The 13662-nt window shown below is 61.4% G+C and carries 18 protein-coding genes; 5 read left to right on the forward strand and 13 right to left on the reverse strand.

What is annotated here, in order from left to right:
- Position 1: 1 nt before the first annotated feature.
- The 3 genes from WOB96_RS02570 to WOB96_RS02580 form a co-directional block, all read right to left on the reverse strand.
- Positions 2-469 carry an RES family NAD+ phosphorylase gene (locus tag WOB96_RS02570; RefSeq protein WP_341369706.1) on the reverse strand — a complete coding sequence of 156 codons (468 nt, stop codon included), beginning with the start codon at positions 467-469 and terminating at the stop codon, positions 2-4.
- Positions 469-897: an antitoxin Xre/MbcA/ParS toxin-binding domain-containing protein gene (locus WOB96_RS02575; protein WP_341369707.1), complete on the reverse strand. Its 429-nt coding sequence runs from the start codon at positions 895-897 to the stop codon at positions 469-471. Before WOB96_RS02575 ends, WOB96_RS02570 begins: the two co-directional genes overlap by 1 nt.
- A gap of 77 nt (positions 898-974) precedes the next feature.
- Positions 975-2876, reverse strand: coding sequence for a putative cobaltochelatase (locus tag WOB96_RS02580; RefSeq protein WP_341369708.1), 1902 nt, complete (start codon positions 2874-2876; stop codon positions 975-977).
- A 126-nt stretch (positions 2877-3002) separates the two neighbouring features.
- Between WOB96_RS02580 and WOB96_RS02585 the strand changes: the two genes are divergently transcribed.
- Positions 3003-3242 (forward strand): addiction module protein, encoded by a 240-nt coding sequence (locus tag WOB96_RS02585; protein WP_341369709.1) that lies wholly within the window; start codon positions 3003-3005, stop codon positions 3240-3242.
- Positions 3243-3666: 424 nt separating this feature from the next.
- Here the strand turns inward: WOB96_RS02585 and WOB96_RS02590 are convergent, their stop codons facing one another.
- From WOB96_RS02590 to WOB96_RS02635, 10 genes are all read right to left on the reverse strand, one after another.
- Complete coding sequence (locus WOB96_RS02590; protein WP_341369710.1) at positions 3667-4017, reverse strand: VOC family protein; 351 nt, start codon at positions 4015-4017, stop codon at positions 3667-3669.
- 272 nt (positions 4018-4289) lie between these two features.
- Positions 4290-4460, reverse strand: coding sequence for a hypothetical protein (locus WOB96_RS02595; RefSeq protein WP_341369711.1), 171 nt, complete (start codon positions 4458-4460; stop codon positions 4290-4292).
- A 70-nt stretch (positions 4461-4530) separates the two neighbouring features.
- Positions 4531-4758, reverse strand: coding sequence for an addiction module protein (locus WOB96_RS02600; RefSeq protein WP_341369712.1), 228 nt, complete (start codon positions 4756-4758; stop codon positions 4531-4533).
- Between the two features lie 106 nt (positions 4759-4864).
- On the reverse strand, positions 4865-5143 hold the full coding sequence (locus WOB96_RS02605) for a PhzF family phenazine biosynthesis protein (protein ID WP_341369713.1): 279 nt from the start codon (positions 5141-5143) through the stop codon (positions 4865-4867).
- 69 nt (positions 5144-5212) lie between these two features.
- Positions 5213-6015, reverse strand: a protein-coding gene (locus WOB96_RS02610; protein WP_341369714.1) for an IS5 family transposase whose coding sequence is annotated in 2 segments (ribosomal slippage) — positions 5213-5685 and positions 5685-6015 — 804 coding nt in all. Because the reading frame shifts where the segments join, the coding sequence is not laid out codon by codon here.
- Positions 6016-6246: 231 nt separating this feature from the next.
- On the reverse strand, positions 6247-6408 hold the full coding sequence (locus WOB96_RS02615) for a hypothetical protein (RefSeq protein WP_341369715.1): 162 nt from the start codon (positions 6406-6408) through the stop codon (positions 6247-6249).
- A 32-nt stretch (positions 6409-6440) separates the two neighbouring features.
- Positions 6441-6980 carry a M15 family metallopeptidase gene (locus tag WOB96_RS02620; RefSeq protein WP_341369716.1) on the reverse strand — a complete coding sequence of 180 codons (540 nt, stop codon included), beginning with the start codon at positions 6978-6980 and terminating at the stop codon, positions 6441-6443.
- A gap of 44 nt (positions 6981-7024) precedes the next feature.
- Positions 7025-7228, reverse strand: coding sequence for a tautomerase family protein (locus WOB96_RS02625; RefSeq protein WP_341369717.1), 204 nt, complete (start codon positions 7226-7228; stop codon positions 7025-7027).
- Between the two features lie 142 nt (positions 7229-7370).
- Positions 7371-7802, reverse strand: coding sequence for a hypothetical protein (locus WOB96_RS02630; RefSeq protein ID WP_341369718.1), 432 nt, complete (start codon positions 7800-7802; stop codon positions 7371-7373).
- 197 nt (positions 7803-7999) lie between these two features.
- Entirely contained in the window at positions 8000-11941 is a 3942-nt protein-coding gene (locus WOB96_RS02635) for a cobaltochelatase subunit CobN (protein ID WP_341369719.1), read from the reverse strand.
- Positions 11942-12140: 199 nt separating this feature from the next.
- On the opposite strand from WOB96_RS02635, the gene relB reads away from it, so the two are divergent.
- The 4 genes from relB (at position 12141) to hepT (ending at position 13661) form a co-directional block, all read left to right on the forward strand.
- The gene (relB, locus tag WOB96_RS02640) at positions 12141-12368 is read left to right on the forward strand and encodes a type II toxin-antitoxin system RelB family antitoxin (protein WP_341369720.1); all 228 of its coding nucleotides are present in this window, start codon (positions 12141-12143) and stop codon (positions 12366-12368) included.
- On the forward strand, positions 12352-12618 hold the full coding sequence (locus WOB96_RS02645; protein WP_341369721.1) for a type II toxin-antitoxin system RelE family toxin: 267 nt from the start codon (positions 12352-12354) through the stop codon (positions 12616-12618). Before relB ends, WOB96_RS02645 begins: the two co-directional genes overlap by 17 nt.
- A gap of 219 nt (positions 12619-12837) precedes the next feature.
- Entirely contained in the window at positions 12838-13263 is a 426-nt protein-coding gene (gene mntA / locus WOB96_RS02650) for a type VII toxin-antitoxin system MntA family adenylyltransferase antitoxin (RefSeq protein ID WP_341369722.1), read from the forward strand.
- Positions 13248-13661: a type VII toxin-antitoxin system HepT family RNase toxin gene (gene hepT / locus WOB96_RS02655; RefSeq protein WP_341369723.1), complete on the forward strand. Its 414-nt coding sequence runs from the start codon at positions 13248-13250 to the stop codon at positions 13659-13661. Before mntA ends, hepT begins: the two co-directional genes overlap by 16 nt.
- Position 13662 lies beyond the last annotated feature (1 nt).

Raw genomic sequence — 13662 nt, forward strand, 5'->3', positions numbered from 1 at the left:
GTCATTGCCGGAAGTTTTTGTGAAACAGCCTGTCGTCCCAGATGACAGCCTGCGGCTTCGATATGATCAGCTGCTGCGCTTCGGGATGGAGAGGGTTGACCAGGGCATTCCACTCCTCGCGCGCAACCACGGAGGGTACCAGCAGAATTGCACTGCGCCGTTCATCGAGCCACTGGTCACCGGCTTGTCGGGCGCCTGTGCTGTCCTCGGTGTCCCAATCAGGCGGGAGCATCTGAAGGCTCAGCCGCTCCACCGAAATCCCATCGGGTACATCGGCGCAGACATAGCTTTGATTGCGTGGGATCTTTCCAATCCTGGCATGGACCAGCACCTCCAGCATCGCGCCGGCGAAGGTCAGGGAGCCATAAATGACGGGTTTGCCCCGACTATTCCAGCGACCGCCCATGAGCATGGCCCCCGTTCCATCCCAGAGGGCGTGTCTCGCATCAGCAATCCGAAAGATCCGCACTAAACGGGCATGCCGTAGAACAATTTCCAGAGAAGTTCTTCCACGCGTCTCGCCCCCAGTTCCGACATGGACACTTCCAGCGGCGTCATGCCGTGCAGCAAAGGGTGCGGCGTGTTCAGGAATTCACGGGCATCCTCCCCGGAATCCCAGACCTGCTCGGCCGTCGCATACACCCTGGCCAGGCGCTCGGTCTTCTCCGACTCCTCCGGACTCAAGCGGTCACGACGACGCTTGTAAGTGGCTTCCGGAACGAGACGATACAACAAGGTTCTGCGCTCTTCCTTTGTACGCGCCAGATGGTCCACGCTGGTGCGAAGGGCTGATTTGGGCAGACCATTGCGCACCATCTCATCGAGCTCGGAAAAGGAGTGGGGGAGTGGCGAGAGCGACATCACGATTGCAATATGCTCGGCAGAGACAGAAATCATGGTAGCGCGTGGTATCCTTTGAGCCAAAATATTGGTTGTCATGATACCACGAAGAAGGTGCGCATCAAGGTAAAAAGTTATGACAATCGCGCGCGAATGGTGAGCGCCAGGTCCGCCGCGCTCAGGCCCTCCAGCGGCAGATATTCGGCCCGCAGTGCCTGGGCGAGCTGGCGGGCGCGGCCGAGCTTGATGAAATCCTGCTCGGTATCGAGCACCAGGGCCGGGATACTCTGGGCGGCCAGTTGCTCCGCAAAGGCAAGGCTCTGGGCCCAGGGCTCGGCGCCGGGAGCCTGCGCGACATTGGCGCGGCCATCGCTCAGGATCACCAGCAGAGGGGCCGCGCCATCTCCCTGCCGCGCCAGGGTCTCGGCGGCCAGTTGCAGGGCGTGGGCTAGCGGCGTGCGCCCGCCGGTGGGCAGGGATTGCAGAGCGCGCTCGGCCTGCTCGATCTTGCGCGTAGGCGCCAGCACCAGTTCCGCGCTGTCGCCACGAAAGGCAATCACCGCCACCTGATCGCGGCGCTGATAGGCATCTTCCAGCAGTCCCAGCACGCAGCCCTTGACGGTCTCCATGCGTCGGTGCGCGCCCATGGAACCCGAGGCATCCACCACCAGCAGGATCAGGTTTGCGCCCTTGCCGCGCAGTTGCTGCTCGTGCAGGTCCGCGCGTGTCACCTGGAATGCCGCCGGGTTGCGTTGCAGGGCATGGCGCAGGGTGGCGTCCAGCGCCAGACGCCCGGGATTTTCAGTCGGCACGGCGCGTACGTAATGGCCCTGGCGGACCTTCGCACTGCTGCTGCGCCTTCCGCTGATCTCGCTCTCGCCTTGTACCTGCAGACGCGCCACATTACTGGCTGCACCGGCGGCGAAGACCTGCTCCGAGGCGCCTGCGCCCGTTTCGCGCGCGTCCTCGCCGGAGGATTCGCCCTCGCGCATATCCTGTTCAGACGGCGGCGGGGGAGGCGGAGCCGGGGGCTCGGGCGCATCCTGCATGAGCTGATCGAGCTGATCCCGGTCCAGGCCGGTCTGCTCGAAGGGCTTGCGCCGACGCCGATGCGGCAACACCAGCTCCGCCGCCGTCCGCACATCTTCCGCCGTCACCTGCCGGCGCCCGTCCAGCGCGGCCAGGGTGCGCGCCGCCTTGTGCATGACGATATCCGCGCGCAGGCTGCTGACCTCGAACTCGCAGCAAAGCCGGCTGATGAACTCCAGCAGGGCGTCGGAGAGCGTCACCTCCGGCAGCAATTCGCGGGCGGTTTGCAGGCCTGCCTGCAGGGCCGCCGTTTCCGCCTGCCAGTGCAGGGCAAAGGCGGCCGGATCGGCCTCGAACTGCACGCGTCGGCGTACCACCTCGGCGCGGACGGCGGGGTCACGCGGGGCGCTGACCTCCACCATCAGGCCGAAGCGATCCAGCAACTGCGGGCGCAGTTCGCCTTCCTCAAGATTCATGGTGCCGATCAGGGTGATCCGCGCCGGATGGCTGAGCGACAGCCCCTCGCGCTGCACCGTGTTCACGCCCATGGCGGCGACATCCAGCAGCACATCCACCAGATGATCGGCCAGCAGATTGACCTCATCGATATACAGAATACCCCGATGCGCTGATGCCAGCAGGCCCGGCTGGAAGGCCTTGCTGCCCTTCAGCGCGCGCTCGAAATCCAGGCTGCCCAGCACCCGGTCCTCGGTGGCGCCCAGCGGCAGGTTCACGAAGGGCACGGCGGCATCGATGGGCTCGACCTCCGCCTGACAGGCCGCGCACTCGCCCAAGGCCTCGGTCGGGGCGCAGTTGAAGGCGCAGCCGGGCACGCGCGGGATGGGCGGCAGCACCGCCGCCAGGCCCCGTGCCGCCGTGCTCTTGGCCGTGCCCTTGTCGCCACGGATGAGCACGCCGCCCAGGCCGGGATTGACGGCGCAGAGCAACAGCGCGGTCTTCAACGCATCCTGGCCGACGATGGCCGCGAAGGGATAGATCAGGGGCATGAAACGATGAACTCTCCAGGGTGTGATGAATAAGGAATGTTGGGTTTGCACATACCGGTGTGGCGCGCCTTGTTGGGGGCATCGGAGCGGGCTAGAATAGCAAAGTTACCAGATTTTGGAGGCATTATGGCTACCGAGGCACTGGAACGACTTCGTTCTGAAATGATGGCCCTTTCCGAGACCGAACGCGCGGAGTTGGCCCATGAGTTGATCGAAAGCTTGGATGCGCCCCGGGATAATGATGTTGAAGACGCCTGGGACCGTGAGATCTTGCGCCGAATTTCCGTAGTTGACGACGGGCAGGCCAAACTGCTGGACCGCGAGGAATTCCGAAGGAGAATACGGGCAGGACTTGGGGTCCGGTAGTGCGACCTGTACGGATTCTCCAAGAGGCTGCCGAAGAAGTAGCCGCTGCAGCCAGTTGGTATGACAGGGAACAGTCTGGACTCGGTACGGAATTCTCTGATGCAATAGAAGCTGCCCTTGATCTGATTGAAGAGGATATTCTTCCTCTCTCCCCCATGCCCGGCAAATCCGGCGCCAAAGGCGCAAAGCGACTCATACTCAAGCGGTTCCCGTACGACATGGTTGTCACTGAACGAGCCAACGAAGCGGTTGTGATTGCAGTTGCTCATCATTCGAGAAAGCCTGGCTATTGGCGCGCGCGAATTCGCCCTTAACAACTGAGTTATCAGCGCCTAGCAATTCTGTGTGGCCGCTCCTGATTGTGATTCTGTCATCAAGCCTCAATGAATGGCCTACCTGGCGGGGGAAAGGTCAGTTCCAGAGGCTACTCATGCTGAAGGATGTTGACGAGCCTTCCCATAGGGTCACGTACGTAGAAACGCCGCACGCCCCACGGCTCAACAGCCGGCCCGTACTCTATGCCGATGCCTGCTTCTTGGACGCGACGCAGAGCCTCGTCCAGATCATCTACCTCGACGGACAGGTGGGGCACCTCTGTTCCGGACCCGCCCTCGGAGGCAACGCTGATTTGGACTGTCATTCTCGCATCACCGGTATACGTTCGGATCCAGCCGTGGTCCATAGCCAACTCCAGGCCGAGCACCCCCCGGTAGAATGCGTCTGCCTCCGAGGGATTGGCGGCCTGAATGTCCGCGATGATACGTTTCACTTTCATCCGTTTGCCTCGGCAGTTCCCAGTGCGCTCTGGCGGGGCGCGCATCAGCTCGTCCGCTGGAATGCCTTGTAATGATATTTGAGAATAATCCCACGAACCTGCTTTACCTGATATGGCTTAGCCTTGCTATCCGCTCGCTGCAAATTGATCTTTTCCTCAATACCCACACACCCCGGCCCCCTTCTCGGCGTTTCCCCCCGCGCTTCGAGCTGGGCTTCGCTATCGAGATACAACGCTTGCAGGGCCGCCAGGGTCTCGGGTTTGGGCTCGGCCTACATCTGGCGTTGCGCCGCCGCCAGGCCGCGAGCCGCCGTGCTCTTGGCCATGCCCTTGTCGCCACGGATAAGCACGCCGCCCAGGCCGGGATTGACGGCGCAGAGCAGCAGCGCGGTTTTCAGTGCATCCTGGCCGACGATGGCCGCGAAGGGATAGATCAGGGGCATGGCGGTTCCGGGGTAGTAGGTGGCTCAGTGCTTATGAACAGGTTTTCGAAGCCCAAAGTGACCAGCAGACTCAATACCTGATTTTGGCAAGAGCGGCAGCCTTTACTTCATTCCAGGGTAGTACATCATCAGGGTTGGCAAGGTGGTCTGCGAGACGGCGGTCAAGCTCTGCTTTCTGGGTTTCTGTCAAAGAGGGCACAGCACCGCGACTAATGATCCAATCCCAGACAGCCTCAACCAGCTCAATCTGTTCATCAACACTGAGTGCGCTTGCTTGCCGTAGCAATTGTGTATTCATGGCCTTGGGCTCCATTCAAAGCTGACGAGGTAATTCTAGCGTGCCTCCCCGCCTTGTGTCGACGTACCCACCGCTGCCAATGCGCGCGCCTCCCTCGAATGCCATGTTAGGTTTGTTGAAAGAAAATTTCAGCTTCCATGAAAGTGACCGCACACCCTGAGAGAATTACACGGTCAGCTTTTATCTCGCAAATGATGTTGCCACCACGCTTGGAAACCTGTTTGGCTGCCAGGGTGGTCTTGCCAAGTTTATTGGCCCAGTACGGAGCGAGCTCACAATGAGCGGAGCCTGTGACGGGGTCTTCGGGGACGCCAAGCTTGGGGGCGAAGAAGCGGCTGACGAAATCAACATCTATCCCGGGCGAGGTGATGATGACACCACGCAAATCAAGTTGACTTATAGTGCATAACAATTTATTCAAGCCGACACCGCTTCGCAGCTCGGCTTAGTACCTCTAACAAAACCTTTGTATGAAGTTCCAGGCGATAAGGGCACAGCCGAGTTGGAGGAATGCCTGGTGGATGTCGGCGCGGCGCTCGTAGCGGATACGAAGACGGCGCATGCGGTGCAACCAGGAGAAAGTGCGCTCGACAACCCAGCGATACCTGCCCAGGCGCTCGCGGGATTCGATGCCCCGGCGGGCAATGCGGGGGCGAATCCCGCGGCGTTGCAGATACTGGCGCAGGTAGGGGAAATCGTAACCTTTGTCGGCATGCACCTTCTCGGGTCGGCGGCGAGGACGGCCAGGCAGACCGCGGATGGGGGGAATGGCTTCGAGTACCGGGATGAAGCATTTGGAATCGTGCCGGTTGGCGCCCGAGAGTATTACCGCGAGCGGTAGGCCTCGGGCATCGACGGCGAGGTGGTGCTTGCAGCCCAGCTTGCCCCTGTCGGTCGGGTTAGGGCCAGTTTCCGCGCCCCCCGGGGGGCGGGGATGCTGGCGCCAGCCACCGAGACACGTGTCCAGTCGATCTGGGCATAGGACTGCAAGTGGACCAGCATGACCTGATGCAACTGTTGCCAGACCCCGGCCGCCTGCCAGTCGCGCAGCCTGCGCCAGCAGGTCATGCCCGAGCCGCAGCCCATCTCTTTGGGGAGATACTCCCAGGGAATGCCGGTGCGCAGTACAAAGAGGATGCCGGTCAATGCGGCGCGGTCCGGCAGCCGGGGCCGCCCACCTTTCAGGCGCGGCGGATGGGGCGGCAGCAAGGGCTCGATCTTTGACCATAGGGCATCATCCAGCAGGGGCTTGGCCATGACACGCTCCTTTCGATGCAGTCTCAATACGGGCTATGACCATGAAATCACAATTTTGTTAGGCGCTGTAAGTCGCAAACCGAATAGACGCGGGGCAGTAGTGTGTGCAGACGGTCGAGGGTTGGACTGCCTGTATGGACTTCGCTGCTGGCGTAGCCGTCAGCAAGCGCGTTGAAACGTTGGGGAGAAGATGGATTCATATTTTTATTGCTCCTTGCCTAAAATGCCAGCTCACCGGCGTGCCGCAAGCGGCACATCCGTGTGGAGCGCTGGGTTGGGCGTAGTAATGGAAAGCGCCCATTCGACAGCCTTGCGGGCGTGAACGCTGTTTGTATCGAACACCGGAAAGGCTGATTCCTGTAGGCGCGGGCGCAGGGCAACGCTAGGCATCATCTCTTATCCTTCAGTCTCTGTGACTCACACGGTCAAGTATCTTCCGCGCAATAGCACCAGTGCCATGGCTCAAAGACATAGCCGTATTTGTTTCCGCGTGGGTAGGACAAGGTGAAACCAAAAGAACCGGCGTGCTTCGACAACCAGCCGAAGGCCTCGGTGCTCTCGAATGCTTCCTCGAACGGTGGACATCCTGGGGTAGCGATATCAATAGCTCGCCCGGTGTGATGCTCGCTATAGCCGGGTGGCGCACTCGCAGAAAGGATTTGCTCAAGCGATAACCCCAGGCTCTGCTTCCGGCGGATGATATCCGCTTGTCGACCAAGGCTACGAAAGGCGGAGGCAAGAGACAGCAGAACCCCATCCTGTGCTGCGGCGGCTGATAGCTGACGCCACGCAATGACGGCCTCTGGAGTAAGCAGGTACTCCCGCCCGTCGGGCCCTGCCTCGGCAAGCACCAGCTCCGCCGGTTCAAAGAAGAGAGGCAATTGCCGGTGCACAATATACTCAGCCGGCATTCCCAGCTCATCTAGCAGTGCGGTGACACGTATCAGGTATTCGGCCGGCAGCACCACTCCTCCTTCCGCGCATAACGCCTGAGTTAAGCCGACCACTGCTATTCTGCCTGCGCTGCTTTCCAGTCGTCCGTGAGCATGCCCGAGAAGCCCCAGTCCTCGTCGGCAATCTCTTGAATGACGACGTGTGTGTACTCGGGCTTCTTGCCGAGAACACGAACGAGGGAGTCCGTTATGTCCTTAACGATCTCGGCCTTTTGCTGCCTCGTCGCGCCTTTGGTGATCTGAACGTTTACGTATGGCATAGGGGCTCTTCCATCATGTTTGCGACGTGGCTGAACGTGCCGCGCCTAACGTGGAGCTAAGCGGCGCCCGGAATGTCGCGAAGCGGCATGTAGGGCGTCCGTGTTGAGCGCAGGATTAGAGCAGAATCTCATAGGGCAACAACTATATACTGTTGGTTGAAAAAAACACTTCCCATTTTGAGAGAACGCGTTCGCTTAGCCACTTGACATCGACTTCACGGTTGCCGGTAAGAAGAACCCATTTACCACCGCCATTAAGCGGAAGTGTATTAAGTGGTGCTCCGTTAAGGCAGCCGCTCCACATGTGTGTGGTTGGATCTGCGCGTTTTGTCAGAGTGAGGTGCTTTCCTTTGTCGCAAAGGTCTCGACAGTCTTTGATGTCTTGGTCTTGTAGGAATGTGTCGAGCACGACTTGCGGAACAGCGTTGGTATTCCGAACGTAATCGCTTATGTGATACGCGGTGACAAAGAAATTGAAAAGGTTATCAATGTCGAGGCATTCCGCGAGCCGATGATGCTCCCGATTAGCCTTTTGAAGCATGTCGCGAGCAGTCCTCAGTTCGAAATACGCCATTTGCACTCCAGGGTAGGCTTTAACGAGGCGAGAGTTGTGCGGCACCCGCTCGAACGAGGGTTGGCCGAAACGCGCGCTGGGCAACAATCGGTTGAGTCACAAATATAATTCCTTTTGGCTCATGCTGTATAGACCAGTGCCCTATGATTATCGAACCTAAACTGCGCCGCTAGCCACCAGAAAATTTACCATTCCCCTCACCCCGGCCCCCTTCTCGGCGTTTCCCCCCGCGCTTCGAGCTGGGCTTCGCTATCGAGATACAGCGATTGCAGGGCCGCCAGGGTCTCGGGCTTGGGCTCGGCCCACATCTGCCGCTGCGCCGCTTCCAGCAGGCGTTCGCTGATGGCGTTCAGGGCCCAGGGATTGCTCTCGCTCAGGAATGTCTGCATGCCGGGGTCCATGGCGTAGTGCTGCGCCACCTCCTCGTACATCCAGTCGTCCATGATTCCGGCGGTCGCGTCATAACCAAAGAGATAATCCACCGTGGCGGTCAGCTCCAGCCCGCCCTTGTAGCCGTGGCGCTGGATGCTGGTCAGCCACTTCGGGTTCACCACCCGCGAGCGGAACACGCGCAGGGCCTCTTCCTTCAGGTCCCGCACCATGGGGCGGGCGGGGTCCTGAGTGTCGCCAAAGTAATGGCGCGGCTGCTGGCCGCTCAGGCTGCGGATGGTGGCGATCATGCCGCCGTGAAACTGCAGATAATCATCGCTATCGAAGATGTCGTGCTCGCGGTTGTCCTGGTTGTGCAGGGCGATCTCCACCCCGGCCAGACGCTGGCGGAACTCGGCGCGGGCCTCGACGCCGTTTTCCTGGCGGGTGTAGGCATAGCCGCCCCAATTGAGATAGGCCTCGGCGAAATCCCGTTCCGACTCCCAGTTGCGCTCCTGGATCAGGGGCAGGATGCCCGCGCCATAGCTGCCGGGCTTGGCGCCGAATACGCGATACAGGGCCCGCTGGCCGGCGGTCTCGCGCGGCAGATTCCCGAGCAGTTCGCCGGTGATATCTTCCAGATAATGCTTGCGCACGAAGTTCTCGCTGGTGGGCTCGTCGAGCAGGGCCACGGTGTTTACGGCCTCGTCCACTAGATGGATCAGGTGCGGGAAGGCATCCCGGAAAAAGCCGCTGATGCGCAGGGTCACATCAATGCGCGGTCGGCCGAGTTCGCTCAAGGGGATGACTTCGATACCGGTGATGCGCCGGCTTTCCGCCTGCCAGACCGGACGCACGCCGAGCAGGGCGAAGACCTCGGCGATGTCGTCGCCATGGGTGCGCATGGCGCTAGTGCCCCAGACGCTGATGCTGACGGTCTCGGGGCAGGCGCCGGTCTCTTTTTGATGACGGCTGATCACCGCCTGGGCGAGCTGGGTCCCGATATGCCAGGCCGCCTGCGAGGGCAGGCCACGCGGGTCCACGGAATAGAAGTTGCGCCCGGTGGGCAGGATGTGCGCCATGCCGCGTGTCGGCGCGCCGCTGGGGCCGGCCGGCACATAGCCGCCATCCAGCCCGCGCAGCAGGTTGTCGATCTCATCATGCGTGCGCCGCAGGTTCGGCACGAGCTGTTCGCAGGCAAAGCGCAGGATGGTTTCGATGCTGGCCGCTTGGCCTGCCGCTGTTGCTAGTGTCTCCTTGATGACATTCGGAATGGCGCTCGCGTCGAAGCCATTCTCGGCCAGACGCTGCATCAGGCCGCGCCCCAGGGCATCGATGGCGTCCAGGGCATCGGCGCGCGTGACCAGGGGTTGTCCGGCCAGCGCCTGCAGGGCCTCGGGCGCCAGGTCCAGGCGCTTGCCCTTGTCGGCTTGCAGGGTCTCGAAGTCCAGCCCGAACAGAGCGGCCAGACTCGCCGGCAGGCCCGGTACCTGCAGGTTGGGCAGGCGCAGCAGGGCGCAGAGCATGTCGGTCAGCGCCTCATTCTCGGGCGCTTGGCCGAGGATGTGCAGGCCGTCGCGGATCTGGGCCGCGCCGAGCTCGCAGAGATAGCCGTCGATGTCCTCGATCAGGTGGGCGACATCCACGCCTTCCATTTGCGCCAGACTCAGCGGTACGCCCTCGGCATTGAGGGTCGCGTCCCAGGCGTGATCATGATGCTCGTGATCGTGATCGTGATCGTGATCGTGATCGTGATCGTGATCGTGATCGTGATCGTGATCGTGATCGTGATCGTGATGCAGCATGGCCGCGAGATCGGCGTCGAGATTGGCCGCCTTGATCAGGTCCCAGATCTGCTGCTGCAGCAGCGGCAGCTTGGCCGGATCGAGCATCTCCACCTGATAGTACTCATCCACAAGCTGCGTGAGTTGCGCCAGCGGGCCATAGGTGTCGGCCGTGGTCATCGGCGGCGTCAAATGATCCACCACCACCGCATGCCCGCGCCGCTTGGCCTGCGAGCCCTCGCCCGGATCATTCAGAATGAAGGGGTAAAACAGCGGCATATCACCCAGCAGGGCATCGGGAAAGCAGTTTTGCGACAGCCCCGCGCCCTTGCCCGGCAGCCACTCCAGGGTGCCGTGCTTGCCCACGTGCACGATGGCGTCGGCCTGCCAGTCATCGCGCAACCAGCGGTACAGCGCGTAATAGTGGTGGGTCGGCGGCAGGTCCGGTTGATGATAGATGGCATCCGGGTCCATGCCGTAGCCGCGCGGCGGCTGCAGGGCGACGAAGGCATTGCCGTACGCCATCCCCGCCAGCATCAGATGCCCCTCGTGGACATAGGCCTGCCCCGGCGCCGGGCCCCACTGGGCCTCCATGCGCGCGCGGAGCGTTTGCGGCAGGTCCGCGAACCAGTCCTGATAGCGCCGGTTTGGCACCCGCACCGCTTCACGCAACTGCGCGGCGGTCAGATACTGCTCGTCATAGGCGCCGCGCTCGATCAGGGCATGGATCAGTTGATCGCTGTCGTCCGGCAGGTTCTCGATACGATAACCGCGCGCCTGCATGGCCCGCAGGATGGCCAGCAGGGAGGCGGGGGCATCCAGACCCACGGCATTGCCGATCTGGGAGGCCTTGCTGTTGGAGTTGGTGAAGATGAAGGCAATGCGCTTGTCAGCGGGAGGCCGCCGGCGCAGGCGCACGAAACGCGCCGCGATGCCTGCTACCCGCTGTATACGATCTTCCAGCGGCGCATAGGCGCTGAAGTCCGCGGGCAGGCCGGGGAGGGGCTCGCGAAAGGAAATGGGCACGCTGATGATGCGCCCGTCGAACTCCGGCAGGGCCACGTTCATGGCGGTATCGAGCGGGTTCAAGCCGCGTGCCGACTGCTCCCACTGCGTGCGCGTCATGCTGCTGCTGATGGCCTGGATGACCGGCAGATCGAGCGCATCCAGGGCCTCCACCGACCAGCCGGTGGGCGTCGGGCCTTCCACATTCACCTCGCCCATGGCAAAGGAGGTGGTATTGATCAGGGCATCGACCAGCGGCTGCCCCCTTCGTGTGAGCAGTTCCAGCACGCGCGGCCGGCCTCCGGCATCCAGGGCCCGCAGCGAGCCCGTGAACACCGGCAGGGCATTGATCTGGCGCTCATGCAGCGCGCTCACCAGGGCGTCAATGAACGCCGTATTGCCGCTGATCCAGTGCGCCCGGTAAAAGGTGATGCCGACACTCGGCCAATCCGGGTTGCGCCAGGCGAGCCAGTCATCCAGGCTGGCATGCTCCGGCAAGGCCGGGTGATAGATGCCCTGCTCCGGCAGGGGCAGGGGCGGCTCGTAGCCATAACCCGTCAGCAGCAGACGGTCGGACAGGCAGCGCAGCAACTGGCCCAGATTACCGGCGCCGCCGGCCGCAAAATAGGCCATCGCATCCTGCAGCAGGCCAGAGGAAACATTCGACAGCCGCGCCAAGGCCGGGTCGGGCTCATTGGCGCCGCTCAATACCAGTAAATGCCGACCAAGGCCGCGCGCGGACTCCAGCAATCCCTCCAGTCCCGGCACGGACTCGGGCCGACCCAGCACACGCACGATCAAAATACGCGCTTCGGCGAGCTTGTCGGCCTCATCCCCGGCCTCCGCCAGATTCTGCAGATGCAGCCCGCGCACGGGCGGAAAATCCGTCGGCAGCGCCGCCAGTGCCTGATGCAGTGCCACCAGATCGGTACTGGCATGGCTGAGGAGGGCGATGCTCTCCGCTGGGGTGTCTGTAGTCATGCGGTTTCCAATCCCTTATAGGCTGAACGGGTTCAGGGCGCGATCAGCCAGCTTTTCCATGAGCGCACAATCTGGCTGCCGGACTAAAGTGATGAAGTGTACTTGAAGCGGACAGCCATTGACGATGCTCTGTTCGTTTCCTTCCAGGAACAGCGGCTTTGCGATACATTGAATACAGGTATTCATAGAAGGTGGTGATATGGCGACTTCGATTCGGCTAGATCCGGAAACCGAGCAAAGGCTTGCCGCTCTTGCCGCCCATACCGGGCGCAGCAAGGCTTACTATCTGCGGCAGATCATCAAGCAGGGCATCGAGGAGATGGAGGACTACTACCTTGCCGCTGACGTGCTGGAGCGAATCCGCAAGGGGGATGAACCCGTACATTCCGCGGCTGAGGTAAGGAAAGATCTTGGCCTGGACGGTTGAGTACGCCGACACGGCCATGCGGCAGCTTCGAAAGCTGGACAAACAGATGGCGCGGCGCATCGTCGATTTCATGGACGAGCGCATTGCAGGGCTGGAGAACCCGCGCAGCACGGGCAAGGCCCTGACTGGCCCGCTTGGCGGCTTCTGGCGTTACCGCGTGGGCGATTGCCGGGTGATTTGTGACATTCAGGACAACGCTTTGCGCGTGCTCGTGGTACAGGTTGGCAATCGGCGCGAGATTTACCGATAGGCCTCATCGAGGTGCAATAGGCACTTGTGCGGCCTGGCAACGCGCGTGAATTCAGCCGGGTACCCGGCCTGCTGGTCGAGAACTGGGCTGCGGAAACGCAAGGTTCCAGAGTTGTCCGGCCAAGCTGATTCTCTTACCATGCGAGACAGCTACCACATCCAGGAGGTGGCTCATGGTCATTGCGTTTCGGCCAGCGATTCTGAAGTGGGGTGAGCATTCATGCGGGCAGGCCAGATAAATGGTTCAAAGCAAGACCTGAGCCTTGAACAGAATGTCCTGGCTGCCATACGTATCCAGCCAGAGATTGGGCTTGTCATTCTGTTTGGTTCGTTGGCGCGTGGTCAGGCGCATGCCCAGAGCGACCTGGATCTGGCCGTTGATGCAGGGCGCCCCCTCACGGCCAGCGAGAAGATGGATCTGATCAATGAGTTGGCAGTCAGGACGGGTCGCCCGATCGACCTGGTGGACCTGCGCGCCATCGGCGAACCCTTGCTGGGGCAGATCCTCCGGCACGGGAAAAGACTTCTGGGCAGCGATACCCAATACGCCAATCTGATCCGCAGGCATCTGTTCGATCAGGCGGATTATCTGCCCTACCGCGACCGGATCCTTGCTGAAAGGAGGCGGGCGTGGATCGGGAAGTGATCGATCAGAAACTCGAATCCTTGCGCCGCTGCCTGCAACGTGTCGCGGATAAATGTCCTCCTGATCCAGAGACGCTGGAGCGAGACCTCGATCTCCAGGACATCATCGCGCTGAATCTCAGCCGGGCAGTGCAGCTATCCGTCGACATCGGAACACACATCATCGCTGGCATGGAAGTGCCGCCACCCGACACCATGGGTCAAACCTTCGATATCCTGGCCCAGGCTGGCGTCATTCATGACGATCTGGCAATGCGGCTGAAAAAATCCGTGGGTTTTCGCAACATAGCCGTGCATAACTATGAAAAGATCGACTGGGCTATCGTTCATGCCATCGCCCGTCATCATCTTGCGGATTTTACCGAATTCGCCAGGGCGATTGGTTCTCGGCTGAGATGAC

The organism is Thermithiobacillus plumbiphilus (assembly GCF_038070005.1).
In the GTDB taxonomy this organism is placed as follows: Bacteria; Pseudomonadota; Gammaproteobacteria; order Acidithiobacillales; family Thermithiobacillaceae; genus JBBPCO01.